Origin of the sequence: Flavobacterium sp. H122 (genome assembly GCF_004959765.1) — a bacterium.
In the GTDB taxonomy this organism is placed as follows: domain Bacteria; phylum Bacteroidota; class Bacteroidia; order Flavobacteriales; family Flavobacteriaceae; genus Flavobacterium.
Map to the genome: position 1 here is coordinate 25814 of NZ_SJZD01000001.1, position 24398 is coordinate 50211.

Annotated in this window: 26 protein-coding genes; 16 read left to right on the plus strand and 10 right to left on the minus strand. The window is 34.5% G+C overall.

Translation table 11 applies throughout. The features are described from left to right. Positions 1 to 13: 13 nt before the first annotated feature. The 8 genes from EZM65_RS00160 to EZM65_RS00195 all read right to left on the minus strand — a co-directional run bounded on the left by EZM65_RS00160 (position 14) and on the right by EZM65_RS00195 (position 5269). Positions 14 to 859 carry a substrate-binding domain-containing protein gene (locus tag EZM65_RS00160; protein ID WP_136666497.1) on the minus strand — a complete coding sequence of 282 codons (846 nt, stop codon included), beginning with the start codon at positions 857 to 859 and terminating at the stop codon, positions 14 to 16. 31 nt (positions 860 to 890) lie between these two features. After that, a complete protein-coding gene (locus tag EZM65_RS00165; protein WP_136666498.1) occupies positions 891 to 1424 on the minus strand; it encodes a hypothetical protein in 534 nt (177 codons plus the stop codon). 50 nt (positions 1425 to 1474) lie between these two features. After that, positions 1475 to 2008, minus strand: coding sequence for a GNAT family N-acetyltransferase (locus EZM65_RS00170; RefSeq protein ID WP_136666499.1), 534 nt, complete (start codon positions 2006 to 2008; stop codon positions 1475 to 1477). Between the two features lie 11 nt (positions 2009 to 2019). Further along, positions 2020 to 2538 carry a GNAT family N-acetyltransferase gene (locus tag EZM65_RS00175; protein WP_136666500.1) on the minus strand — a complete coding sequence of 173 codons (519 nt, stop codon included), beginning with the start codon at positions 2536 to 2538 and terminating at the stop codon, positions 2020 to 2022. Beyond that, complete coding sequence (locus EZM65_RS00180; protein ID WP_136666501.1) at positions 2538 to 2984, minus strand: DinB family protein; 447 nt, start codon at positions 2982 to 2984, stop codon at positions 2538 to 2540. The genes EZM65_RS00175 and EZM65_RS00180 overlap by 1 nt, the downstream gene beginning before the upstream one ends. Further along, positions 2984 to 3856, minus strand: a complete 873-nt coding sequence (locus tag EZM65_RS00185; protein ID WP_136666502.1) for a nucleoside phosphorylase — start codon at positions 3854 to 3856, stop codon at positions 2984 to 2986. Before EZM65_RS00185 ends, EZM65_RS00180 begins: the two co-directional genes overlap by 1 nt. 12 nt (positions 3857 to 3868) lie before the next feature. After that, positions 3869 to 4201 carry a translation initiation factor gene (locus tag EZM65_RS00190; RefSeq protein WP_136666503.1) on the minus strand — a complete coding sequence of 111 codons (333 nt, stop codon included), beginning with the start codon at positions 4199 to 4201 and terminating at the stop codon, positions 3869 to 3871. Between the two features lie 114 nt (positions 4202 to 4315). Then, complete coding sequence (locus EZM65_RS00195; RefSeq protein WP_136666504.1) at positions 4316 to 5269, minus strand: isopenicillin N synthase family oxygenase; 954 nt, start codon at positions 5267 to 5269, stop codon at positions 4316 to 4318. 173 nt (positions 5270 to 5442) lie between these two features. On the opposite strand from EZM65_RS00195, the gene EZM65_RS00200 reads away from it, so the two are divergent. From EZM65_RS00200 to EZM65_RS00275, 16 genes are all read left to right on the plus strand, one after another. Continuing rightward, positions 5443 to 7419 (plus strand): thiamine pyrophosphate-dependent enzyme, encoded by a 1977-nt coding sequence (locus EZM65_RS00200; RefSeq protein ID WP_136666505.1) that lies wholly within the window; start codon positions 5443 to 5445, stop codon positions 7417 to 7419. A gap of 451 nt (positions 7420 to 7870) precedes the next feature. Further along, the gene (locus EZM65_RS00205; protein WP_136666506.1) at positions 7871 to 8446 is read left to right on the plus strand and encodes a TerD family protein; all 576 of its coding nucleotides are present in this window, start codon (positions 7871 to 7873) and stop codon (positions 8444 to 8446) included. A 7-nt stretch (positions 8447 to 8453) separates the two neighbouring features. Further along, positions 8454 to 9116, plus strand: coding sequence for an HAD family hydrolase (locus EZM65_RS00210; protein WP_136666507.1), 663 nt, complete (start codon positions 8454 to 8456; stop codon positions 9114 to 9116). A 5-nt stretch (positions 9117 to 9121) separates the two neighbouring features. Then, positions 9122 to 9928, plus strand: a complete 807-nt coding sequence (locus EZM65_RS00215) for a phosphoribosyltransferase family protein (protein ID WP_136666508.1) — start codon at positions 9122 to 9124, stop codon at positions 9926 to 9928. Between the two features lie 2 nt (positions 9929 to 9930). Beyond that, complete coding sequence (locus EZM65_RS00220) at positions 9931 to 10485, plus strand: TerD family protein (RefSeq protein WP_136666509.1); 555 nt, start codon at positions 9931 to 9933, stop codon at positions 10483 to 10485. A 5-nt stretch (positions 10486 to 10490) separates the two neighbouring features. Beyond that, the gene (locus EZM65_RS00225) at positions 10491 to 11099 is read left to right on the plus strand and encodes a TerD family protein (RefSeq protein ID WP_136666510.1); all 609 of its coding nucleotides are present in this window, start codon (positions 10491 to 10493) and stop codon (positions 11097 to 11099) included. A gap of 11 nt (positions 11100 to 11110) precedes the next feature. After that, positions 11111 to 12199 carry a toxic anion resistance protein gene (locus EZM65_RS00230; protein ID WP_136666511.1) on the plus strand — a complete coding sequence of 363 codons (1089 nt, stop codon included), beginning with the start codon at positions 11111 to 11113 and terminating at the stop codon, positions 12197 to 12199. Positions 12200 to 12224: 25 nt separating this feature from the next. Beyond that, positions 12225 to 13196 carry a hypothetical protein gene (locus tag EZM65_RS00235; protein ID WP_136666512.1) on the plus strand — a complete coding sequence of 324 codons (972 nt, stop codon included), beginning with the start codon at positions 12225 to 12227 and terminating at the stop codon, positions 13194 to 13196. A 3-nt stretch (positions 13197 to 13199) separates the two neighbouring features. Then, positions 13200 to 13751, plus strand: a complete 552-nt coding sequence (locus EZM65_RS00240) for a TerD family protein (protein WP_136666513.1) — start codon at positions 13200 to 13202, stop codon at positions 13749 to 13751. 13 nt (positions 13752 to 13764) lie between these two features. Further along, positions 13765 to 14427: a TerD family protein gene (locus tag EZM65_RS00245; protein ID WP_136666514.1), complete on the plus strand. Its 663-nt coding sequence runs from the start codon at positions 13765 to 13767 to the stop codon at positions 14425 to 14427. Positions 14428 to 14430: 3 nt separating this feature from the next. Further along, on the plus strand, positions 14431 to 14841 hold the full coding sequence (locus EZM65_RS00250) for a hypothetical protein (protein WP_136666515.1): 411 nt from the start codon (positions 14431 to 14433) through the stop codon (positions 14839 to 14841). Positions 14842 to 14852: 11 nt separating this feature from the next. Further along, positions 14853 to 15488, plus strand: a complete 636-nt coding sequence (locus EZM65_RS00255) for a VWA domain-containing protein (protein ID WP_136666516.1) — start codon at positions 14853 to 14855, stop codon at positions 15486 to 15488. A 52-nt stretch (positions 15489 to 15540) separates the two neighbouring features. Then, positions 15541 to 16593 carry a TerY-C metal binding domain-containing protein gene (locus tag EZM65_RS00260; protein WP_136666517.1) on the plus strand — a complete coding sequence of 351 codons (1053 nt, stop codon included), beginning with the start codon at positions 15541 to 15543 and terminating at the stop codon, positions 16591 to 16593. Beyond that, entirely contained in the window at positions 16571 to 18004 is a 1434-nt protein-coding gene (locus EZM65_RS00265; RefSeq protein ID WP_248574797.1) for a PP2C family serine/threonine-protein phosphatase, read from the plus strand. The genes EZM65_RS00260 and EZM65_RS00265 overlap by 23 nt, the downstream gene beginning before the upstream one ends. Before the next feature lie 3 nt (positions 18005 to 18007). After that, on the plus strand, positions 18008 to 19519 hold the full coding sequence (locus EZM65_RS00270; protein ID WP_136666518.1) for a helix-hairpin-helix domain-containing protein: 1512 nt from the start codon (positions 18008 to 18010) through the stop codon (positions 19517 to 19519). A 27-nt stretch (positions 19520 to 19546) separates the two neighbouring features. Then, positions 19547 to 20545 (plus strand): TerC/Alx family metal homeostasis membrane protein, encoded by a 999-nt coding sequence (locus EZM65_RS00275; protein ID WP_136666519.1) that lies wholly within the window; start codon positions 19547 to 19549, stop codon positions 20543 to 20545. Between the two features lie 97 nt (positions 20546 to 20642). Here the strand turns inward: EZM65_RS00275 and EZM65_RS00280 are convergent, their stop codons facing one another. Next, positions 20643 to 22133, minus strand: coding sequence for a cytochrome c family protein (locus tag EZM65_RS00280; RefSeq protein WP_136666520.1), 1491 nt, complete (start codon positions 22131 to 22133; stop codon positions 20643 to 20645). 105 nt (positions 22134 to 22238) lie between these two features. Further along, entirely contained in the window at positions 22239 to 24326 is a 2088-nt protein-coding gene (locus EZM65_RS00285) for a hypothetical protein (RefSeq protein ID WP_211196183.1), read from the minus strand. Between the last annotated feature and the right edge of the window lie 72 nt (positions 24327 to 24398).

Sequence of the window (24398 nt, forward strand, 5' to 3'; positions counted from 1 at the left end):
ATAAAAATAAGTATTATTTTACAACCGTTTCAAAATTCACTTTATTTTCAATTAAATTTAACTCTAATAATTGGTTTTGAACTTTATCAAAAGTGTTTTTATCTAATTTTTTCTGCGACCATCTTGTTAATTTTAACCATTCCTGGATATCTTCCAGTTTTTGATTGTATCGCGAAGCCAAAGTTCTGTCGATACTAGGTATGTCTTTAAATTCAATTGTGGTATTATTAATGATATCCAAAATTAAATCAACAGTAGAAGTATTGTTTTTTAAAAACTCATTTCTAATAGCAATCACAAAACAAGGCCAGGGAGTAGGGCAGTCGGCAATTCTTCTGAAAGTACCGTTATCTACTAATGGTTTAGTCATAAAACGCTCCCACATAAAATAATCGGCTTTGCCATTTTGTAATGCTTCAACTGCTCCATCGATAGTGTTAACAATTTCAAATTTCAAATTAAAAGTATCCCAATTTTGTTGCTTTGCATTGACAAAACTCATCAAGTGTGAACCTGAACCAATTCTTGAAATAGCTGACGTAGTGTTTTCTAAATCAGATAATTGATTGTATTTAGAATTAGTATCAACATGAATACCCCAAATTAAAGGCGATTGTACATAGACCTGAACAATTGAAGAATTATTACCTGCTGTAATATCTTTAATAATGCCTTCAGTAAGAATAACTGCTATATCAGTTTCTTCATTACGAAGCATCTGACACATTTTACCGGTACCTTCAGGAACATCTGTCCATTGCAGATCAATACCAACTTGGTCAAATTCGCCATTTTCGATACATAAATGCCAAGGAAGATTAAAATGTTCTGGAACACCAGCTATTTTTACTGATTTCATATTTTTAGATTATAAGTTTAAAGGTATATGTTTAGTCTTTTGAAAGTTCGGAAATACAATTTTCTCTGATATTCCAAATTTCCTCAAAGGATTTTGATTGTTTAGTGTCTTTTATCCAATTTTTAATATAGTTTTTATGATAATTTACTTTAAATTGAGAAACCTGATACGGCTCAATTTCTATTTCTTCTAAAATATCATTTTCAATTTTTGGATATAAAGGATTTTCAACTGTGAAATCGAAATAAGCATTATCAATTTTTAAATAGCAATGCGCTTCAGGAATATATTCTATTTTGTTTTCTTTCAGAATTCTTTCTAAAATCGGCATATTCTCATAATTCATTTTAAAAATTCCTATGATAAGTTTTACTTCTTTAGTTGTAAATTCTGATGCCAAAGATTTTAATAAAGCGTGTTTTGAGCTGCAGGTTCCTTTTTTTTCAGTCAAAACCAAGGTGAAATCTTCCCGATTGCTATTTCTGCCGTATGGAATGTTTTTGATGTAATATGTCAAATCTTCCCAATTAGTAATGTTATTTTGTTTTAAAATGTCTTGAACCATACTATATATTTAGAAATATAATTATTACGAATAATTTCTGGATTCTACATTCAAAATTCTGAATTTACAATTTTCCACCAATTCCATTGAATACCATCTTCTGCGGTATATTCTTCCATGAAATTAAAACCGGATTTCTTTAAAATATGATTGGAGGCATCATTTTGACTATGTGTATAAGCATTCATGTTTTCTATTTTCATGTCATTAAATGCATGTTTTATCCAAAATTGTGTGGCTTCGGTTGCATAACCTTTTCCCCAAAAACGTTCGTCTAAACGATAACCATAATCATAAAAATTTGTATTACCGTTTTCTGTATGATCATCAACAAATTTAATTCCTGTCCAGCCTATTAACTCTCCTGTTTCTTTCAGAACAGTTGCATAGCGTCCAACCTTATTTCTTTCGTATTGAGCATGAACATATTCAATTACCTTAATTACTTCTTCAATTTGTTGTGCAGGTTTTTGCCAAAGATATTTGTGTACATTGGGATTTTTATCCATAATGAACATATTCCCGGCATCACTCATTTCAAGCGGACGAAGCAGTAATCTTTCAGTTTCAAAAACAGAGTCCATAGTTTAGTCTTTTAATTTGAAGCATACCAAACGCTTGGTACTTCTTTATTCCAAATAAATTCGTTTTTTAGTTTAAGTCCGATTTTTTCCAAAATCCGTCTTGAACCAGCATTGTCAATATGTGCCGAAGCATATAAAGTATCTACTTTTAATTCGTTAATGGCATAATCATACCATGCTTTAGCGGCTTCGTAAGCAAAACCTTTACCCCAATATTCTTCTCGAAGGCGATAACCAATTTCATAAAAATTGATATGTTTGTTTTCTTCTTCAGTAATAAATTTTATACCGCTCCAGCCTATGAACTCTCCGGATTCTTTAAGGATAACCGCAAAACGGCCTATTCCGTTATTTTTATACTGATTTTGCAGACTTACAATATAAGCAGTGCTTTCTTCTAAGGATTTTACAGGATGGTTTCCTAAATATTTATGTACATTAGGATTACTTTCCAATAAAAACAAACTTTCTGCATCATTCATTTCGATTGGGCGTAAAATCAATCTTTCGGTTTCCAGTATTACATTCATTATTCAAATATTTGCTTCAAATGATGCTTTAGATGTGTTATATAATCTTCTATTAAAAACTCTAAATCACAAATTGAGAAATCATATAGGTTTATTTTTGTTTTTAATTGTTCTTCTGAAATATCTTTTAAAATAAAGGCAATTTGCTTATTAAGATGGCACCATAATTTTAATAAATCATCAAACTTTTTTTCCTGATATTTATTAATCTTTACTAATTCATCCTGATTATAAGCTGTAACCAAATAAGGTTCATCAGAGAACTGGGATTCTGTAAACCTTTTAAGATTGTTGACTGCAGAATCAACCAAATGACCCAATATTTCACTTTTTGACCATTTGTCAGGCGAAGATTTAAAGCTGTAATCCCAATTGATGTTCATGAAATACAGCTTTTTAGTTTCTTTTATAAGCTCTTCGAGTTGAAAGGAATAAAAATGAACCATTATTCAGTCAATTTTTTCAAGGTATAGGCTATCAATTCATCAACTGCTTTATACGGATCAGCACTAAAAGTTCCATTAGCACGATTTGCAATAATAGCGTTTAATGATAATGTTTCGTGTCCTAATAGTTTTCCAAGCCCATAAATAGCCGCCGTTTCCATTTCAAGATTTGTCATTTGTGTACCGTTGAAATTGAAAGCATCCATTTTGCTGTTCAAATCAGTATCTTGAATATTTAAACGAAGTACACGACCTTGAGGTCCGTAAAATCCACCTGCAGTTCCGGTAAAACCTTTATGGATTTCATCACTTTCAATGATTTTTTCCAATGTTTCAGAACAAGCAATTACATAAGGTCTTCCTTTGCGTAAATCCCAATTGGTTTGCTGGATAAATGCATCCTCAATTTCTTTTTCTGAAATATCATCAATCAAATAGGAACGAAGCATGTTGTCCAATCCTAATCCATATTTAGACATTACAAAACTATCACAAGGAATATCAGCCTGTAAAGAACCCGAAGTTCCAATACGAATGATGTTTAGTTTGGTCAGATTTTCTTTTGGCTGGCGTGTTTCCAAATCTATGTTTACCAGTGCATCTAATTCATTCATTACAATGTCAATATTGTCAGGACCTATACCTGTAGACATTACTGTAATGCGTTTTCCTTTCAAGGTTCCGGTTTGTGTCTTAAATTCTCTCTTTTGTGTTGAAAATTCAATTGAATCAAAGAACTTAGTAATTTTTTCAACTCTGTTTTGATCACCAACAAAGATGATGTCATGAGCAATATGCTCAGGTTTTAAATTTAAGTGGTAAACACTTCCGTCTGGGTTCAGAATTAATTCTGATGATTTAATCTCGCTCATTGTATCGATATTTTATCCGCCTACGCGTTTTACTTTAAATCCTTTTTCTTTTAAAATATTCATTATTTTATCACGGTAATCCCCTTGGATAATGATTTCACCATCTTTAAAACTACCGCCAACAGCTAATTTATTTTTGATTTCTTTAGCTAAGATTTTAAAGTCTTCGTCTTCGCCTTCATAACCTGCTATGATAGTTGTTGGTTTTCCTTTTCTTTTTTCGTACTTACAAATCATAGGTTCTTTTTGAACGAATAATTCATGTTCAGACTCCTTAATTTCTTCCGGTTCATTTGAAGGAATATGGTCAGGGAATAAATTTTTTAATTGGTCTTTTAAATCCATCTTTTTAAAATTTCAATTTTAAAACCCCAAAATACAAATAATTTTAAAAAAACTAAATTCCAAATCCCGTCTTTGTTTGGGATTTGGAATTTGTATTTTGGTATTTTAAAAAAATTACTTCTTAATTAATCCTAAATCAACCAAACGTTCATATAAGAAATCACCGGCAGTGATATCTTCATAAAGTTTAGGATTGTTTTCATCAATACATTCAGGTAAGCAATTTAATGACATATCGCTCACTGGGTGCATAAAGAATGGAATTGAGAAACGGGAAGTTCCCCACAATTCCCTTGGCGGATTAACTACCTGGTGAATAGTAGATTTTAATTTATTGTTTGTATGACGGGATAACATATCTCCCACATTAATCATTAATTCATCTTCTTGAGCAATGGCATCAATCCATTCTCCTGCATGATTTTGTACTTGTAAACCTTTACCCTGAGCTCCCATTAATAATGTAATCAAGTTGATATCACCATGGGCAGCGGCACGAACAGCACCGTCTTTAGGTTCGTCAGTAATAGGAGGGTAGTGGATAGGGCGTAAGATTGAATTTCCATCTTTAATGAATTTATCAAAGTAAAATTCATCCAATCCGATATAAATTGCTAAAGCTCTTAACACATACACACCTGTTTTTTCAAGCATTTGGTATGCTTCTTTTCCTACTTCATTAAAATGAGGTAATTCGGTAACTGTTACGTTGTCAGGATATTCTCCGGCCCATTTAGAACCTTCAGAAACATACTGACCAAAATGCCAGAATTCTTTTAAATCACCAGCTGAACGGCCTTTAGCATGTTCTTTTCCAAAAGAAACATAACCTCTTTGCCCTCCAATACCTGGAATTTCATATTTTTCTTTCACTTCAAGAGGTAAGTTAAAGAAGTTACGTACTTCACTGTACAAGTCTCCAACTAATTTGTCATCTAAAAAGTGGCCTTTTAATGCTACGAAACCAATCTCTTCGTAGGCTTTTCCGATTTCATTTACAAAATTTTGTTTACGTACCGGGTCGTCCGATAGGAAATCACGTAAGTCAACACTAGGAATTTTTTGCATTGTCTTAGTTTTTGTTAATAACTTTTATTAAGGCAAAGCCTTATAAATACAAATATATAGAATTATTTAGTTAGGAATTGACGAAAGTTATCAACAATTCAAAAAAATACAACTTATTTTACTAATACTGTTATTTTTTTATACATTTGAGATAAAGCCAAACTAATAAAAAAATGAATTTTGAACGAAAAAATTTATCTAATGATCAATTGTTAGATTTATATAGAAAACTATTAAAACCAAGATTAGTCGAAGAAAAAATGCTGATCTTAATTCGTCAGGGAAAAGTTTCTAAATGGTTTTCTGGGATAGGACAAGAAGCTATTGCTGTTGGAATTACTGCCGCATTTGATAAAGACGAATATATTTTACCAATGCACCGTAATTTAGGTGTGTTTACCACAAGAGAAATTCCATTACATCGTTTATTCTCTCAATGGCAGGGAAAAAGTAACGGATTTACAAAAGGCAGAGATAGAAGTTTTCATTTTGGAACTCAAGAATATAAAATCATTGGGATGATTTCTCACTTGGGGCCTCAGATGGGAGTAGCCGATGGTATTGCCTTAGCAAATAAGTTATCTCAAAATGGTAAGATAACTGCTGTTTTTACAGGTGAAGGTGCTACAAGTGAAGGAGACTTTCATGAAGCATTAAATGTTGCATCAGTTTGGGATTTACCTGTTCTGTTTGTAATTGAAAATAACGGTTATGGATTATCGACACCTACAAATGAGCAATACCGTTGTGAAAATTTAGCCGATAGAGGAATAGGATATGGTATAGAAAGTCATGTCGTTAACGGAAACAATATTTTAGAAGTTTTTAATTTAATCACAGAATTAAAAGCATCAATGATTGATAATCCAAGACCTATACTATTGGAGTTTAAAACATTCCGCATGCGTGGTCATGAGGAGGCAAGTGGCACAAAATATGTTCCGCAAGAATTGATGGATATATGGGCTACTAAAGATCCAGTAGAAAATTACAGAAAGTATTTGAAAATGACCATGGTACTTTCGGATGAAGAAGATGATGCCATTCATGCAGAAATTAAAAAAGAAATTGATGCTGATTGGGCTAAAGTTCAAGACGAACCTGCTATTATTGCTGATTTAGACGAAGAATTAAACGATGTTTATTGTCCTTGGGAATATGAACAGATTGATCATTTTGATAAGCTTGAAAACATTCGTTTGATTGATGCTATTTCACAAGGCCTGAGTCAATCCATGGAACGTCACTCTAATTTAGTGATTATGGGGCAGGACATAGCCGAATATGGTGGTGCTTTTAAAATAACGGAAGGTTTTGTAGAAAAGTTTGGTAAAGAACGTGTACGCAATACACCTATATGTGAGAGTGTGATTGTATCTGCAGCTAACGGATTATCTATAAACGGACATAAAGCAGTGGTAGAAATGCAGTTTGCCGATTTCGTTTCGACTGGATTTAACCCTATTGTAAATTTATTGGCCAAACAGCATTACCGTTGGTGTGAAAAATCAGATGTTGTGGTTCGTATGCCTTGTGGCGGCGGCACTCAGGCAGGACCTTTCCACTCACAGACAAATGAGGCCTGGTTTACGAAAACACCTGGTTTGAAAGTCGTATATCCCGCATTTCCCTACGATGCAAAAGGATTATTGGCAACAGCAATAAACGATCCTAATCCCGTAATGTTCTTCGAGCACAAACAATTGTACAGAAGCGTGTATCAGGATGTTCCTAAAGATTATTATACTTTGCCTTTTGGAAAAGCTTCTTTGTTGAAAGAAGGTAAGAATGTTACCATTATTTCTTTTGGTGTAGGCGTACACTGGGCTTTGGAGACGTTGAAAAACAATCCTGAAATTTCAGCTGACTTATTGGATTTAAGAACCTTACAACCATTGGACTGGGAAGCAATTTATACTTCGGTTAAGAAAACAAGCCGAGTAATCATTCTTCAGGAAGATACATTGTTTGGTGGTATTGCGAGTGATATTTCTTCCATGATTATGGAAAACTGTTTTGAGTATTTGGACGCTCCGGTCCGCCGTGTAGGGAGCTTGGAATCCGCCATTCCTTTTATGAAATCGTTGGAAGACCAGTATTTGCCAAAAGAGCGATTTGAAAAAGAGTTGAAGGAATTATTGGAGTATTAATCAATGAATACATTATCATAAAAACTTATACAGCATAAACATAAGGCGTAGCTTTTTAATAAACTGATTTTTACAGACTGATTTATGTCTGTAAAAATCAGTTTTTCATTGTAAGAAAAGGTGTTGTATCAAAAGTTATAGTTTATGTTAAAAAATGTCTCAAAAATGTTGATAAGACTATATGTAAGAAAGTTTCTTTTTTCTTAAATTGGCAAAATTATTTCCGCTTTTTTGTAATAAAAATTTTCACAAAATAAATACAGGTCAAGATTACTGTAATAAAAAATAATAATTTATTTTTGAATGTTCTGTGGTTGTTTTTACAATTGCGTATGGAGTATTTTTACTGGTTTAGAAATTTTTAAAGTTAATAAACGCTGTAAAAATGTATGTTTACAGAAAATATCTTTTTAATTGATTAATAAAAAATAAAATTTGACTTTACGATAATATGGCAATTAATTTACAGAAGGGACAAAAAATTGATATTGGATTATCAAAAATAACTGTCGGATTAGGATGGGATCCAAATGAAGGAACTGGTTTTGATTTTGATTTGGATGCTTCGGCAATTATGATTGATGTAAACAGGAAGCTATTAGGTGAAGAGTATTTTATTTTCTATAACAATCTTAAATCACCGGATGGCTCGCTTGAGCATACCGGAGATGATCCTAATGGGAAAAGCAGCAACGGAGATGATGATGAAGCAATCAAAGTTGATCTGGATAAAATCAGCAATGAAGTTAATGAAGTTTTGTTTGTTGTTACAATTGAAGATTTTGAAAGAAGAAAACAGAATTTTGGTCAGGTAAGAAATTCATATATCCGTATTGTGGATGATTCTAACGGACAGGAAATCGCAAAATATGAACTTGATGAAGATTTTTCGATAGAAACCGGAGTTGAATTTGGACGTTTGTATAAAAGGAATGACCAGTGGAAATTTGAAGCTTCAGGTATTGGTTACAGAGCTGATCTGGGGTTCTTTTTGGAAAAATATTATTCGGGACAAATCATTAAATAAGTAACTTTTGGAAATTAATTACAAAGATTACAGTCATTTTTCATTTGATTTATGGCTGACACTTATCCGTTCGAATCCTGAATTTAAAAATAAGAGAAATCAGTTGTTCAGAGACTTTTTTGAAGCCGATTGTCCTTTGGATAAAGTGGCTGAGATTGTACGTTACTATGATGTTTTAACCAATAATATCAATGAAAAGACTGGATTGAATTTAGATACTTACGAGATATATTACCTCATTTTGAGTGCAATGGGTTTAGATATCAGGGAAATAAGCACTAAACGTCTGCAAGAATTTTATAACGAGACTGAGTCGTTGTTTTTGGAATACAAGCCGGAATTGCTTAATCCGGATATTCAGGTTTTATTTAAAAAAATAAGAGAAGAGGAAAAAACAATGAACATCTTGAGCAATACTGCATTTATCAAAGGACTGACTTTGAGAAAAATACTTTCACATTATGAATTGGAAGATTATTTCTCATTTCAGATTTATTCAGATGAAGTTGGTTTTTCTAAACCAAATCACGCTATTTTTCAGATGGTTTACGATTCAATCAGTGATGAAAAAAGAATAGAGAAAAAGAAGGTACTGCACGTAGGTGATAATGTAATTGCAGATTATAACGGTGCCAGAAATTTTGGCTTTGAAGCCTATTTATTAAAATAAGAAAAGTGAATATACGATATAGTTTACATAAAATTAATAAAAAGGAAAACTGTCCTTTTAACGAAGAAGAATACAGTTGGTTTAAATTTGGGGATAAATATTATGCTGAAAAATTTGCAGCTGAATTATTTGAAGGGTTTATAAAAGAGCACGGTGAACTGCTTTTGTCGAAAGAGGAAATAGTGATATTGCCAAGTCCTTTTTTATCAATACCTACAGCGTCTAATTTCTTATGCGCTTATTTCAAAAAACATTTGAACAGTTATTTGTTTGTTAATGATAAGAAATCGAGCATAGAATCAAAAATATACAGAAATCAAACCTATGTGACTGATTATGGTAATTTAGGATTTGAAGACAGGGTAAAACTGATATCCAATGATACCTATTACATAGACAGAAGTTTTATCGCGGGTAAGCTGTGTATTTTTGTTGATGACATAAAGATTACCGGAAGTCATGAACATACGATCAATAAAATATTGAATCAGTATAATGTGGAAGGTGATTTTGTATTTGTTTATTATGCTGAGCTGATGAATAAAGAAATACATCCAAATATTGAAAATTATTATAATTATTTTGCTGTAAAAGGGGTTGAAGAAATCATTGCATTGGTAAACAGAAAAAGCTTTCAGTTTAACACCCGAATTGTCAAGTATATTTTGAACCTGGAGCAGGATAAGTTTTGTCTGTTGCTGGACAGCATGACAAATGAGCGAAAAGACGAGCTGTTTCATCTAGCAATCAGTAATAATTACCATCAAATTACCGAATATAAGTATAACATAAACGCAATTAAATTAGATTAAACATGGCTATTAATTTACAAAAAGGGCAACGTGAAAATATCAATGCGCCTAAATTCACCATTGGTTTAGGCTGGGACACTAACAGCAGTTCTACTGGTGTTGATTTTGACCTTGATGCTTCAGTTTTTATTTTAGGGGAAAACAAAAAAATATTGTCAGATTCACACTTTGTTTTTTATAATAACTTAAAAGCTCCGGATGAATCAGTAATCCATACCGGGGATAATTTGACAGGTGAAGGTGACGGTGATGATGAGCAAATCAAGATTGATCTTACAAAAATCAATCCAGCAGCCAAAGAAGTTTGTGTTGTGGTTACCATTCATGACGCTGACGGCAGAAAGCAAAATTTTGGTCAGGTACGTAATTCATTCATTAGAGTAATTGATGACAGTAACAACAGTGAACTGGTTAAGTATGAACTGGAAGAAGATTTTTCTATTGAAACCGCTGTAGAATTCGGTAGAATTTACAACAAAGACGGTCAGTGGAAATTCGAGGCTATCGGAATGGGGATGAAAGGCGGATTAGAAGATTATTTAAATAAATACAATTAAAAAATATGGCAATCAATTTAGAAAAAGGACAACGTATCAATTTAGAAAAAAGTAACGGCAGTAAATTACAGAATGTTTGTGTTGGAATCAACTGGGGAGCTATGGAAAAGAAAGGGCTTTTCGGAACAAAAAAAGAAGCCGTTGATTTAGATGCCAGCTGTGCAGTATATGATGAAAATAAAACTCATATTGATTCTGTAAACTTTAGAAAATTGCAGTCAAACGACAGAGCCATCAAACATAGCGGTGATGATTTGACAGGTGATTTGAATGGTGATGACGGATTAGATAATGAAGTAATAACACTGGACTTATCACAATTGTCTCCATCGGCTAATTATGTTGGTTTTTTTATCAACAGTTTCAGAGGACAGGATTTTAAAGATATTCCTTTTGCATCTATCCGTATTTATGAAGGTACACCTAAACATGTTAACGAAGTGTTTGCAAAATACGATATTGCAAATGACACTACTTTCGCCGGAAATGTGTCAATGGTGTTAGGTGTTTTTTATAAAAGAAACAACGAATGGAAATTTAATGCTGTTGGAGTTCCAACGAGAGACAGAAAATTAGAAGAGACCATTGTTACAATCCAACAAAACCATTTATAGTCTTTATAACCATGACAGAAAACCAAGTAGTGGTGCAGGATACCACAAGTTTGATTGATAAAGACGGTAATGTTAATCTGACCAATATTACCGAAACTCAGGCTGCCAATTATAAAACAATGGGTAATCAGCTGAATGAGAATGATGTGAACTCGATTTTGAATTACGGTGCTGAGATTCAGAATACAATTTCAAAACAAAGTGATACCTTTTTATCGAATGTAAGAACATACAATTCAGGTGAAGTAGGAACATTGATTAATGATTTGCTGACAGAGTTGAACTATGTTGACGTAGATCAGTTGGAACAGGGACCTTTTAAAAAGTTTTTGTCTAAAATTCCATTGGTTAACAAATTAGTTGTTGATGTAAAAAAATTATTCCAGCAATATGATAAAATCACGGTAAACGTAGAAAAGATCAGTAACAAAGTGAAAGCTGGAATGATTAATTCAGTAAAAGACAACACTTCTCTGCAAACAATGTTCGACAGTAATGTGAGTCTGATTAAAGAAATGGAGAATCATATTATTGCTGGTCAAATCCGTTTTAAAGAACTTAATGAAGAACTTGCTGTAATGGAAGGTAATCCATCCCAGTATCAGGATTATCAGATTTCTGATAAGAAGAATTTCATCAACCGTCTTGATAAACGTTTAGCGGATATGAAGATTGTACGTTTCATTATGTTGCAGTCATTAGCTCAAATCCGTGTGGTTCAGAACAACAATACATCCATAGCTGAAAAAGCACAGTCTATTTTAACTACTACAATGCCGGTATGGAAAAACCAGCTGACATTAGCTGTAGCATTACAAAGACAAAAACAGAATATTGAAGTTCAACGAAGAGTATCAGAAACTACCAATACTATTTTACAGAAAAATGCTGAAATGCTCAAACAGAATAGTATTGAAGTAGCCAGAGAAAATGAAAACACAATCGTTTCTCTTGATACATTAAGAATGACTACCAAGTCATTGATTGATACTCTTACTGAAGTAAAACAAATTCACGAGCAGGGTGCAGAAACCAGAAGGCAGCTTGATGCCGGGTTGCAAAGCCTTGAAAGCGAATTAAAAAAAGGAGTGGTAAGTTAGATTGAATACATTGTAGACAGGGTTGATGCAAGAGGAGGACGAACTGTTTGTTCAGGTAATAAAGGATAGCAAAAAAAGGATACAGGTTTTGAGATTGCTTGGCAATTTTTTTAACCATGCAGATTTTGTTGGCGTAACAATACGTACGCAAATCATTCATGATCTTTTTGAAACCAACAGGCAATTGGATTTTAATAAGTTGGAATTGTTTCATATACAATATACCAACAGTCTTATTGATTTATTTCAAAAGCTGAAAAAATCCAAGGAACAACAATATCTTTTGGTTTCCAATGAAATTTATATCAATGAGGATTATATCAAAAGATTAAGTTCAGGATTAGAGGAAACAAAGTTTCCTGAGCTGATGAAATCCCATGCGCAGCAGATGTCCCATAAAATTGAGAAGCTGTATAAAATACTGGCGCTTGATCTGACAGAACATTTCAGTTGGGAAGAAATTACCAATGTTTCGAATTCAGTACAAAAAGAATATTACCGTTCAATTCCGGTTGAACAGTATGAACAGTTGACCTGTCAAAACAGAAAAGTGTATGAAAACGCTTTCTGTAAATTTGAGCGTAAGCTTTTGGGTAAATTGAACATATTGAAATTCAGAATAAAATTTTTATGTGGTTTGGAATGTAACGACCATGTGATTGAAGTATATGAATTCCGGGATTCGAATGATAAATTTATTTTCATAGCAAATGAAAAGGCTTTTTATCTCTTGGATGAAAAAGATGTTAATGGTATTGATTTATCAAAAAACCATTCGTCCCAGAATCAGATAATTACTCAGCTGAAAATAAAGAACGAAGCATTGAAAGAGCAATTAGGGAAAATAAAAACCACCTTACCTGATGATGTGGAAGAAGTATTGAAGAGTTATCTTGATAAAATATCAACGGTAGATTTTCTGGAAGAACTGCAAAATGTGGACGAGCAGACCAATATTTTAAAAGCAATGTTAAACATAAATATTAATTCAAAATAAAAAATGGCAATTAATTTAGAAAAAGGACAAAGACAGGCAATCGATGCACCTAAATTCACAGTTGGCCTGGGCTGGGACAGTAATAACAGCAGTACAGGAGAAGCTTTTGATTTAGATGCTTCGGTGTTTCTTGTAGGTGCTAACGGTAAAATTATTAATGACAATCATTTTGTATACTATAATAACTTAAAATCTCCGGACGGCGCAGTGATTCACGTAGGAGATAATCTAACTGGTGCCGGCGACGGTGATGATGAGAAAATCACAGTGGATTTATCACTGATTTCAGCAGATGTTCATGAAATCTGTTTTGTAGTAACAATTCATCATGCTGATACCAGAAGACAAAACTTCGGTCAGGTAAGAAATTCGTTTATCAGAGTCATTGACCAAAACAATACTGAATTAGTAAAATACGAATTGGACGAAGATTTCTCAATTGAAACCGCAGTTGAATTCGGCCGTCTTTACAAAAGAAATAATGAATGGAAATTTGAGGCTGTTGGACAGGGAATGAAAGGCGGTTTACAAGATTATCTGACAAAGTATAACTAATAACAAATTTATTATGGCTATTAACCTGACCAAAGGACAAAAAATTGATTTAAGAAAAACCTCAGGAGAAACATTGACCAATTTCTGTGTTGGGGTAAACTGGGGAGCAATCGAAAAAAAAGGAGGACTGTTTGGTCTTTCAAAAACTGTACAGGATATCGACTTGGATTTAAGCTGTGTTTTGATTGATGAACAGAATAACGTATGCGATCATTTATATTCACCGTTATACAGAGTGGAAGTTTTACAGCAATTTGGATTGCCAAAAGGTAAATTAATTACTGTTGACAGTGCTTTAAAACATACAGGTGATGATCTTGCAGGTGATACTGGAGGTGATGACGGATTGGATAATGAGATTATCACGGTAGATCTTTCCAAGCTGAATGCAAATGTATCCCAGATTTTCTTCTTTTTAAATAATGCTGGTCGTGAAGACTTTTCACAAATCCCTTATGCTAAAATCAGAATGTATGAAGGTACGCCTACAAGAGTAAATTCTGTTTTTGCTGATTATAATGTCTCAGCCGAAAACCAATATGCAGGTAAAAGCTCGATTATCATGGGTAAACTGTATAAACGCAATGGTGAATGGAAGTTCAGTGCCATTGGTGACCCAACTGAAGACAGCTTTTTAGGGCAGACTATTCACAGAATTGTAAGATCGTATCTATAAACCATGCGTATAAATAATATTGAAGGATTGAGTGTTTCTCAAATCAGGGAGATGGTCAATAATGGAGGAAAATTTGTGTTTTTCCCATTTACAATATCGATTCTTATAATGACTTTTCAAAGAACTTCCGATATTTATTTTATCCGTCCCGGAGAAAGCACTGTTAAATATTCATATGGTTATATACTGCTGAATTTATTTTTTGGCTGGTGGGGTTTTCCTTGGGGGCCAATCTACACGATAGGCTGTATTTACAGGCATATAGTTGGAGGTAAAGATATTACACAGCCGGTTTTAAGTGATTTGATCCAAAATGACCCGGATGCAGATACAGCAGCTTATGGGATTAACAACATGATTAATCCTATTGAAGAAACAACTGCAGCTGGACAAACGTATAATATTCCAAGATAATCAGTAAAAAAATGAGAAGACTCCCTGTATATTTTTTATTGGACACTTCGGGTTCCATGTATGGTGAACCCATTCAGGCATTAAATAATGCTTTAAGCGGAATGATCAATATCTTACGTTCAGATGCCCAGGCTTTGGATTCACTTTGGATCAGTATTATTACATATGATAAAGAAGTCAAAGAAATAGTGTCACTTACTGAGTTGGTTAATTTTCAATTGCCTGAAATTACATGTCCTCAGAGTGGCCCCACCAATACCGGAGCTGGTCTTGATTTTGTTATTCAAAGAGTTGAAAGAGACGTTGTCAAAGGTTCAGCTACCCAAAAAGGGGACTGGAAACCGTTGTTGTTTCTTTTTACTGATGGTAAACCTTCTGATATACAATTTTACAGGGAAAAAGTTTCGGAGATCAAAAAATTAAACTTCGGAACTATAGTAGGTTGTGCAGCCGGACCTAAAGCAAATAATGAAATACTGAAAGAACTTACAGAACATGTTGTCCACTTAGACTCTGCCGACAGTCAAACTCTGAAATCCTTTTTCAGATGGGTTTCAGAAACCATTGAACAGGGCAATAAAAGTCAGGGGACAGGAGAGAGTGTTTTATTGCCGCTTCCGCCAAGTGAAATCACTGTTATCATTTAATTATCCGGTCAAAAATTACAGGAATTTGTTTTTTACAGTTTAACTAAAAAGTATGAGAAGATTACCTATATATTTCCTTATTGATGTTTCTGAATCTATGGTGGGAGAACCCATTCAACAGGTTGAAGAAGGACTTGCAACAATTATTCAGGCGTTAAAAACGGATCCTCATGCCCTTGAGACAGTTTATATATCTATAATTGTTTTTGCAGGACAGCCTAAGACATTGGTTCCTCTTCAGGAAATCGTTACTTTTTATCCTCCTAAATTTCCAATTGGAAGCGGTACCTCATTAAGTAAAGGTTTAGGACATTTAATGTATGAGCTTAGAAATAATATAGTTAAAACTACTTATGAGGTAAAAGGAGACTGGAAGCCAATCGTATTTTTATTTACTGATGGTGTACCTACAGATGATACTAAAGCGGCGATTCAGGAATGGAAAGACAATTGGCAGCGGACAGCGAATCTTGTAGCGATTTCATTTGGCGATGAAACAGACACAAAACTGTTAGGGGAACTGACAGAACATGTGCTTCATTTCAAGAATGCTACAGTCCAATCCTATAAAGAGTTTTTCAGATGGGTAACAGATTCAATAAAAACAAGCAGTATCAGTGTTGAGAGCAGTGTTACAGGATTTGAACTGGCTAAGCTTGAAGGAGATACGCTGAGTAAGATTGATTTAACTAAACCGGAGCCGGTACGTCAGTATGTAGATGATAATTTTGTGGTTTTAAACGGAAAATGTCAGAATACAAAGCGACCGTACTTAATGAAATATCGAAAATCAGTAATGCCTTCTATTTATGCTGGGGTGGAATTGTCATCTAAAAATTACAGATTAGTAGGCGCTTATCAGGTAGATCAGTCTTATTTTGAATTGGCTGACAGCAACAATTTTGATAAAATGATCAATACAGATGAGTTGATTGGCGGTTCGAATTGTCCGTGTTGCGGTAACCAAATTGGTTTTGCGATGTGCGTATGCGGAAAAATTCACTGTATAGGAGAAGATGAAATCAATACCTGTCCATGGTGCAATAATGTAGGGAGTTATGTTGGAGGAGACGGTGGATTTGATGTTAACAGAACGCAAGGATAAAATGGAAGAAACCAGAAAATATGTTGAAGCATTTTTAATGCAGCACAAAATTTCGATTTCACCAGAAAAACGTACGTTGTTAGACGGTTTTATTGCTGACAAAAACACTGTTGATGCTGTAAAAACGATTAAAGAAAATCAAAAAAATATGCTTGATAAATGGATTATTAAAAACAGAATTGACGACATCGAGCGTCAATCGGTTTTTCTGCCCAATGCCATAGTAGGAAAAAAGTACGAGGCAAAAATCGATTTTTCCGAGTTGGAGTGGCAGGATATCGTTTTTTTTGAGCTTTTGAATTTAGAAAATAGCGGACTTGATTATGACAGCGAAAAAAGTATAATCAAAGGAATACCCAGAACCAGTGGTGATTTAAAACTGCGTTTTTTATTCAGGCTTGAAGGTGAGCCTGATAACGCTGCGTTGCATGAAAAAATGCTGCAGCTGATTATCAACCCTGATCCTAAATCACTTTGGAAAGACATACCAAGCGACCGTAATGATTTGTACTGGAAAGATGAAAATGTGGCTGTATCAGACCGTTTTCTGGATAAGAGAATTGTAATTTCATCTAAAAGAGGCCGTAGTCATGCAAATGTTGGTTCATTTCGTGACGATGATTTTGCCTATAAAAATTTTGAAACCAGCGGATGGAGCGTTCTGGCGGTATCTGACGGGGCAGGAGGATACCCTGTTACCCGTAAAGGATCCCAATTAGCCTGCGAAGCCGTAGTGGATTATTTTGATAAAAACTTTACTCCTGATTTTTTAGCTGATTTTGATAAAACTATTTCAGAATATAATTATAAAAAGGACAAAACCACTTTAGAAAAAATAAACACCTTTGTTTTTACAAATCTTTCAAAAGCTGCGAAGTATGCCAATGAGAGCATTGCTTCATTTGCTGTAAAAGAAAACAGGTCTATAAGTGATTTTCATTCGACACTGATTTTTACTTTGGTAAAGAAATATTCTTTCGGTTATGCGGTTATGACTTTCAGTGTAGGGGATTGCCCTATCGGATTGGTGAATAAAGATTTTTCAGAAGTAAGACTGATGAACTGGCTCGATGTAGGCGAATTTGGTGGCGGGACACGTTTTGTAACCATGCCTGAAATATTTGCACATGATAATTATGCCAGCCGTTTCGGTTTTACACTCACAGATGATTTCTCCTATTTGATGCTTATGACAGATGGAATCTATGACCCTAAATTTGTTGTGGAAGCCAATCTGGAAAGTATAGAAAAATGGAAAGATTTAGTTGAAGACATGAAGGGGAAAAATGAGGAAGGTATTTGTGTGGATTTCAGTTATGAAAATGAAAAAATAGCAGCACAACTTTCCAATTGGATGGATTTTTGGAGCCCAGGGAATCATGATGACAGAACTTTAGCCATAATTTACTAATCTATGAGAACCATTACAGTTAAATCAGTACATGACGTTTCCAAAACGTACCAGTATGTTGACAATGGTGAACCCATGAAAGGAGGAGTAAAGGATGTGTATTTCAGTCCTGACAGACAATATGTTGTCGCTTTTTTCAGGGATAAATTAGATGCCAACCAAAAAGAACGCTTACAGAAAATCACCAATCTATACCTTCCACAGATACAAAACAGGGAAGCAAGTGATTATTATCTTAATGAAATCTACCGCTGGCCTACAGATGTAGTAGAGCATAACGGGCTGACCGGTATTATTGTACCTGTTTATAATCAAAATTTTTTCTTTGCAAAAGGAAATGCTGTTGGCGATGCCATCAAAGGAAAAGAAAAAAACGGATTATGGTTTTCGAGCGCTAAGTTTAGAAACCCTAATTTTCCTTTACGGATTGCTAAAGAAGAGTTGGGAAATTGGCTGAGTTATTTTCAGATATGTATCAATTTGACCCGTGGAGTTAAGAAGATGCATGCCATGGGATTAGCACATTCCGATTTATCTCATAACAATGTCTTGGTTGATCCTGTCGAAAAGTCAGCGTGTATGATTGATTTGGACGGCTTGGTCGTGCCAGGTTTGTTTCCCGCTGAAGTGATTGGGACACCGGGATTTATAGCACCTGAAGTATTGGCGACTAAACATCTTAAAAAAGATGATCCCGAAAGAAAACTGCCAAGCAGATTAACTGATTTGCATGCGCTTCCGGTTTTAATTTATATGTTTTTGCTGCACAGGCATCCGTTAAAAGGAGGAAAAGTGCATGATTTGGATGCAGAAATTGATGATTTATTATCGATGGGATCCAAAGCCATGTTTATCGAACATCCGGAAAATGACTCGAACCGGCCAAAAACGGATCAAATTTCAAAATGGGATTTACCGTGGGGAGATATCAATAAATTGCCTTATACAATTACCGGGCCCTATCTTAAGACTTTGTTTGACAGGGCTTTTATTGATGGACTGCATAATCCTATGCAAAGACCAACAGCAGAAGAATGGGAAATAGCTTTGTTGAAGACTACCGATTTGATGCAGAAATGTTCCAATAGTTATTGCGAGCAGCAATGGTATGTTTTTGATAATACAAATACACCAAGATGCCCATTTTGTAATACATCGCATAAAGGAACTTTACCGGTACTGGATTTATATTATCAATTCAAGGAATCTACCTGGAAACCGGAAAACCACCGTTTGATGGTATACGATAACCAATATTTATTTCAATGGCATGTAAACAGAAATATAACCAGAAATGAACGTTTAACCGATGAACAAAAAAAACCGCTGGGCTATTTTGCTTTTTATGACGGTAAATGGGTTCTGGTAAACCAAAAAATGGAGTCGTTAAAGGATTTAACAGAAGAAAAAGAGGTTCCTGTTGGAGAAATGGTTGAACTGACTCACGAAAAAAAACTACTTTTGTCGAAAGAAGAAGGCGGCAGGGTAGTCGTAATTACAATGGCAAATCAATAATAATAAAGTAACTTAATTAAATAAATAATGAATCAACACCCAATTTTTACAGAACATCCAGGGCTTATTGCAATATTTGCGGTTGCCGTAATTATTATGTTATTACTGGATTTAGGAATTTTTAATAAAAAAAGCCACGAAGTAAGCAATAAAGAAGCTGTAAGCTGGTCTGTAGTATGGATCACTTTGGCAATGATCTTTAGTGGTTTGGTATATTATTTCGCCGGACCTGCAAAATTCTTCGAATTTCAATCGGCTTACTGGATTGAAAAAGCACTTTCAGTAGACAATCTTTTTGTATTTATTCTGGTATTCAAATTTTTCGATGTTGCGAACCAAAACAAGCATAAAGTACTTTTTTGGGGTATTATAGGTGCATTGGTGCTTAGAGCTATTTTCATCTTTTCCGGAGCTTATTTAATTGAATTGACTTATTTGAATAAATTATTAAGTCTTGTTGGGGTTCAAGGATTCAAATATGATATCAATTTAATCATGACACTGTTTGGTTTGTTTCTTGTATATGCGGGGATTAAATCATGGTCTTCAGGTGATGAGGACGATGATGAGGACTACAACAATACAAGAGGAGCAAGACTGATCAGAAAGTTTTTCAGTGTTACTGATAAATATGACGGCGACAAATTTTTTACATTTGAAAATGGTAAAAAAATGGCGACTCCTTTATTGGTGGTAGTAGCGGTAATTGAATTTACAGACTTGCTTTTTGCAGTGGATTCAATCCCAGCTATTTTTGCTATTTCGAGTGATCCGTTTATCCTGTATACCTCTAATATCTTTGCTATTTTAGGACTAAGAGCATTATTTTTCTTATTGGATAATTTTATCCATTTGTTCAGCAAATTGCAGTATGGATTGGCAATCATTTTATCATTTATTGGTGCTAAGATGATTATTGCGCCATTCTACCACATTGAATCAGTATATTCATTATTAGTAATCGGCAGTGTATTATTAATCTCTGTAATTGCTTCAATAATGATTCCTGAGCCTAAAGAAGCATAATCAGATAAGTTGTATTTTTTAAAAACTAAAATTACAGATTTTTAAATACTAAAAAGCAGACTAATTACAGTCTGCTTTTTTAGTATTTAGAATTACCTTAGATTTTTCTTTTGCCTTTTTTGATTTTAGATGTTGATGGGTATTTAGCTGCAGAAATGGCAAAACTAAAATCCCCAAAAACATTGTTGTTTATAGTGTCTTTATTATAAGGCGCAATTGTACTATACACATGGCAACTTATGCAAGTGTTTTTATTTTGCACATAACTTTCCATTGTTGAGTTGGCAACTATTGTTTTACCGCTCAGCATTGATGAATTATTCAATTTACGTGGTGCCTGTATAGGAGTTGTTGGATCTGGTTGCGGTAATTGTGACCAAATAACATCAACCAATTGATAGTATTGAAATACTGAATTAGGATAAAAGCTTTGAATACTGTTTTGCATTTTTGCATTTATAGGTGCCGCATCTTCAGAATCAATGCTGTTTACCCTTGTCAATTGTATAGGAACCGGTTGTGCCTGTGTTAAGTAATAGGGAGGGGATACATTGGCGGTACAGTCAACGGAAGCAGTTCCTCCGCCTTTTAAATTAACTTGTTTTGAAGTACAATTTTTATTGTAAAAATTATACCCATAAGGAGGCGGTGTTTCGGTAGTACTGTTTGGAACATTATCAATGTGTTCAAAAGTAGCCCAAACCCACGTAGGCTGATTTTGTGTTTTGTGTAATATATGTAATCCCACAAGAGCAACGGTAGTATTTCGTAATTGACCGGTATAGGCATCCATTACTACAGCTTTTGACAATTTATAGCGCTGCCATTTAGGCGATTGAATGCTGTCAACTTCCATCCAGGCTGCTTTTAACTCAATAGCTCCCACCGCTCCATTGTAAACACCTTGAGGAAAATTTATCGGACTCCCTTTTTGTACAGAATCATGTTGCACAATAGCATTGTAATAACCGTTATTTACTACAAAATCATAATAATCTTTGTTTAACATAATTTCATACCAAACATTAGTGCCATTCTGAGCGCCAAGCCAGTTGGGTTTACCAAAAGGTGCAGCCTGATTAGGATCAAGCCCTTTAATTGTATCTGTATCTGCAAATTTTGCCGAAAAAGTTAAAAGTTTAGTTTTATTACTTTTCATTAAAATTTTTTGAGTTTTAAATTTCGCTGCATAAGCCGGTGAAACAAGCGTTCCCCATGAAGGAGGTTTTATTCCGTTAGGTTGAAACAAAACATCTTTGGGCATATAAGTTTCCCATGCGACCGGCGAAAAATCACCGGGCTGGCCAAAATTACTGCCATTTGTGGGCCAGTTTAAAGCGATGAATTCCTGCCATGCAAAACAATCAGCCTGTGATTGATTGTTGAAAGAGGGAAGATCTCCTGGAACATTGTTGTTGAAATTAATCTTTACATTGTATAATGATGATGTAGAATAGCAGTCACAAGTATTATCTGTTTTAGGGACTTTTATATACTTGTTATTATCAAAATTGATACCTGACAATAAAATACATGATGTTAAAATAATAAATAAAATTATTAAAAATTTATATTTCTGACTTTTCATTAGGAAGGGTTAATAGGTTATAGATGTTTTTTTATAATCAAAAGACCTAAATTGTAAAAAATACAATTTAGGCTTTTGATAAAGGTTATTATTTATAAGAAATAGCTATTGAACATCAATTGATACAACTATTGATCCCAGGTTATCAGTCAATCCGGCTCCATATTCACCATTTAAATCATCATTAATGCACAATTGTATTTCTCCTGAAAGATTTGAAGGCAAAGTTGTACCCATTCCCACTAAAAAAACAGTGTTGCCTACTTTGCCAATTAAAGCCCCTTCATTTTGTCCAGGCATTGTATAACCCGGTTTGGCTGCTATGAAATTTGGGTTGCCATTTGCGTCGTATAACTGACCGTTGTTGTCTTGAGGATTTGCGGTCCATAAACCCGAAACATAGCTTATTTTTGCGGTATTGTTTGCAGATATGACAACCCCTGTATTTTGCCAGGCAATATCTGCCTGCACGGTTACCGGAGTTACTAAAAACAGTGCTGGCATTGCTGCGTTGCCGCTTTGTCCCGGATTAGTAACATATACGCTTTTTTGACCAATGGCTGCGTTTGAATTTACAGTAACTGTAATGTATAAAGCTGTATTAGTGCTTGGCTGGCTATTTCCTGGTACTGCATAAAAGATGTTTTCTTTTACTGAAGTTACAACGGCACTAATATTAGGATCATTAAATGTTATGCTGGGATATGTAGAAGGATCATTTTCTTTTGCAGTACATGTTCCTGCAACAACAACCATTTGAGTGGCTGATGTCCCAACGTTTACTGATAGAGGTACATAAGTACTGTTGCTTAATAATGAAATTGGGTTGTTTACCGGATTTGGCACAAGGGTATTGTACATCTGATCGAAATAATCCTGATAGAATATTTGAAGTGGTTGTGCAAAAGTATTTTCTGGTGTTGGAGTTCCTACTGGTCCATAACCTTGAGGTGTGGTGCCGGTATATGCAGAAGCTACGATTTGCATTTTAAAAGTAGCGGCAATTTGAGAAGCCCAATCAATATATTGTTCGGAAATCTTTATATCACTTACCGTATAGCCTTTATCTTCCGGAACTTCAAAGACAGCATGTAGTATGAAGTTGCCGGGTAATGAACCGCCATTTTGATCATTTAATGTCTCACAACCTCTTTTTATAGTCCAAAAAGCTGATGCATTTGTACCATCGGGTGTTTCATAATTTGAGAAATCCGGCATCTGAATATATAGTCCGGGAGGATCAGCCAAAGTCACCATGTTTCCGCCTGTTACAAAATTATTTACATTTCCACCAATATTTGGATCGCTATTGCGGAAACGCTGGCCAAAAACTCCCACACAAATTAAATCATTGTATTGAGATGAAGGCCACATAGTACTGCCACTGGTGTTTGTTGGCGGGTTAAATCGCTGTACCGTTGAAGTAGTTGCTAAACCTATTTCAGTTTGTAAAGTGTTAGGTGTGCTGGTAAGATGCATGGCTCCACCCTGAGTATCGCTAGATACGGTTCCTGAGTTCCATTTATTTAAAGGATTATATACAGGCTGGTTTGTAATTGGATTTACAACTCCTGGTAAACTAAGGTCTTCAAGTGTTATTTGTGGTTTACCTAAAACGGTTTGATATAATTCCAAAACTTTATTAGGATCTATTTTCCATAGAGTATTCCAGTATTCCGGATTTTCACAAGTAAAATCAATTCTGATAATTTTGTTCTGGGCATTACGGGTTACCGACCATTCACAGTACTCGTCCTGCCATCCACGTGGACCGTAAGGAAAGTAAGCTACTTGCTGCCCGTCAGTACTGCAAGGTGAATTGGTAATCTGACCGCTAATATCACCTGTATCGGCCATTTCATTCAGTTGTGCTTGAGTTGCATTGGGAAAATTAAAACCTAGTCTGCCGGGAAATGCCATCCATTTAATACTGGCTGTTTCACTGGTTGGGTTATTTTCAATTGGATTATAATAATTGGTGGTTTTTGGCGTGTTGGTCGAATTCCATGGATTGTTCAACATACCTTGCTGGGTAAATCCATCAAGGTTATTACTCCAAAATTTATTCATTTCATCTTGTTTGATTGGGTTGTCTCCAAAATCTTGAACCCCGGCCGGTGTCCGAAATTGAAAAGTTGTACTTTGTACCTCTTTAATTTCCTGGAGGGTTTCATTGTTCTCAAATGTTTTCATGTTTAGTCAGTTTAATTGATTAGTAATTATTAAAATCTGTTTTTATGTTCGTTTTACTATATTTTAAGCATG

Bases quoted from the DNA above. Each gene is read 5' to 3' on its own strand.
- EZM65_RS00245 (WP_136666514.1), top strand. From the start codon at position 13,765: ATGGCTATTAACCTGACCAAAGGACAAAAAATTGATTTAAGAAAAACC.
- EZM65_RS00190 (WP_136666503.1), bottom strand. From the start codon at position 4,201: ATGGATTTAAAAGACCAATTAAAAAATTTATTCCCTGACCATATTCCT.
- EZM65_RS00175 (WP_136666500.1), bottom strand. From the start codon at position 2,538: ATGAATGTAATACTGGAAACCGAAAGATTGATTTTACGCCCAATCGAA.
- EZM65_RS00225 (WP_136666510.1), top strand. From the start codon at position 10,491: ATGGCAATCAATTTAGAAAAAGGACAACGTATCAATTTAGAAAAAAGT.
- EZM65_RS00195 (WP_136666504.1), bottom strand. From the start codon at position 5,269: ATGCAAAAAATTCCTAGTGTTGACTTACGTGATTTCCTATCGGACGAC.
- EZM65_RS00255 (WP_136666516.1), top strand. From the start codon at position 14,853: ATGAGAAGACTCCCTGTATATTTTTTATTGGACACTTCGGGTTCCATG.
- EZM65_RS00265 (WP_248574797.1), top strand. From the start codon at position 16,571: ATGTTAACAGAACGCAAGGATAAAATGGAAGAAACCAGAAAATATGTT.
- EZM65_RS00200 (WP_136666505.1), top strand. From the start codon at position 5,443: ATGAATTTTGAACGAAAAAATTTATCTAATGATCAATTGTTAGATTTA.
- EZM65_RS00160 (WP_136666497.1), bottom strand. From the start codon at position 859: ATGAAATCAGTAAAAATAGCTGGTGTTCCAGAACATTTTAATCTTCCT.
- EZM65_RS00170 (WP_136666499.1), bottom strand. From the start codon at position 2,008: ATGGACTCTGTTTTTGAAACTGAAAGATTACTGCTTCGTCCGCTTGAA.
- EZM65_RS00270 (WP_136666518.1), top strand. From the start codon at position 18,008: ATGAGAACCATTACAGTTAAATCAGTACATGACGTTTCCAAAACGTAC.
- EZM65_RS00240 (WP_136666513.1), top strand. From the start codon at position 13,200: ATGGCAATTAATTTAGAAAAAGGACAAAGACAGGCAATCGATGCACCT.
- EZM65_RS00165 (WP_136666498.1), bottom strand. From the start codon at position 1,424: ATGGTTCAAGACATTTTAAAACAAAATAACATTACTAATTGGGAAGAT.
- EZM65_RS00220 (WP_136666509.1), top strand. From the start codon at position 9,931: ATGGCTATTAATTTACAAAAAGGGCAACGTGAAAATATCAATGCGCCT.
- EZM65_RS00230 (WP_136666511.1), top strand. From the start codon at position 11,111: ATGACAGAAAACCAAGTAGTGGTGCAGGATACCACAAGTTTGATTGAT.
- EZM65_RS00285 (WP_211196183.1), bottom strand. From the start codon at position 24,326: ATGAAAACATTTGAGAACAATGAAACCCTCCAGGAAATTAAAGAGGTA.
- EZM65_RS00250 (WP_136666515.1), top strand. From the start codon at position 14,431: ATGCGTATAAATAATATTGAAGGATTGAGTGTTTCTCAAATCAGGGAG.
- EZM65_RS00260 (WP_136666517.1), top strand. From the start codon at position 15,541: ATGAGAAGATTACCTATATATTTCCTTATTGATGTTTCTGAATCTATG.
- EZM65_RS00185 (WP_136666502.1), bottom strand. From the start codon at position 3,856: ATGAGCGAGATTAAATCATCAGAATTAATTCTGAACCCAGACGGAAGT.
- EZM65_RS00205 (WP_136666506.1), top strand. From the start codon at position 7,871: ATGGCAATTAATTTACAGAAGGGACAAAAAATTGATATTGGATTATCA.
- EZM65_RS00235 (WP_136666512.1), top strand. From the start codon at position 12,225: ATGCAAGAGGAGGACGAACTGTTTGTTCAGGTAATAAAGGATAGCAAA.
- EZM65_RS00275 (WP_136666519.1), top strand. From the start codon at position 19,547: ATGAATCAACACCCAATTTTTACAGAACATCCAGGGCTTATTGCAATA.
- EZM65_RS00280 (WP_136666520.1), bottom strand. From the start codon at position 22,133: ATGAAAAGTCAGAAATATAAATTTTTAATAATTTTATTTATTATTTTA.
- EZM65_RS00180 (WP_136666501.1), bottom strand. From the start codon at position 2,984: ATGGTTCATTTTTATTCCTTTCAACTCGAAGAGCTTATAAAAGAAACT.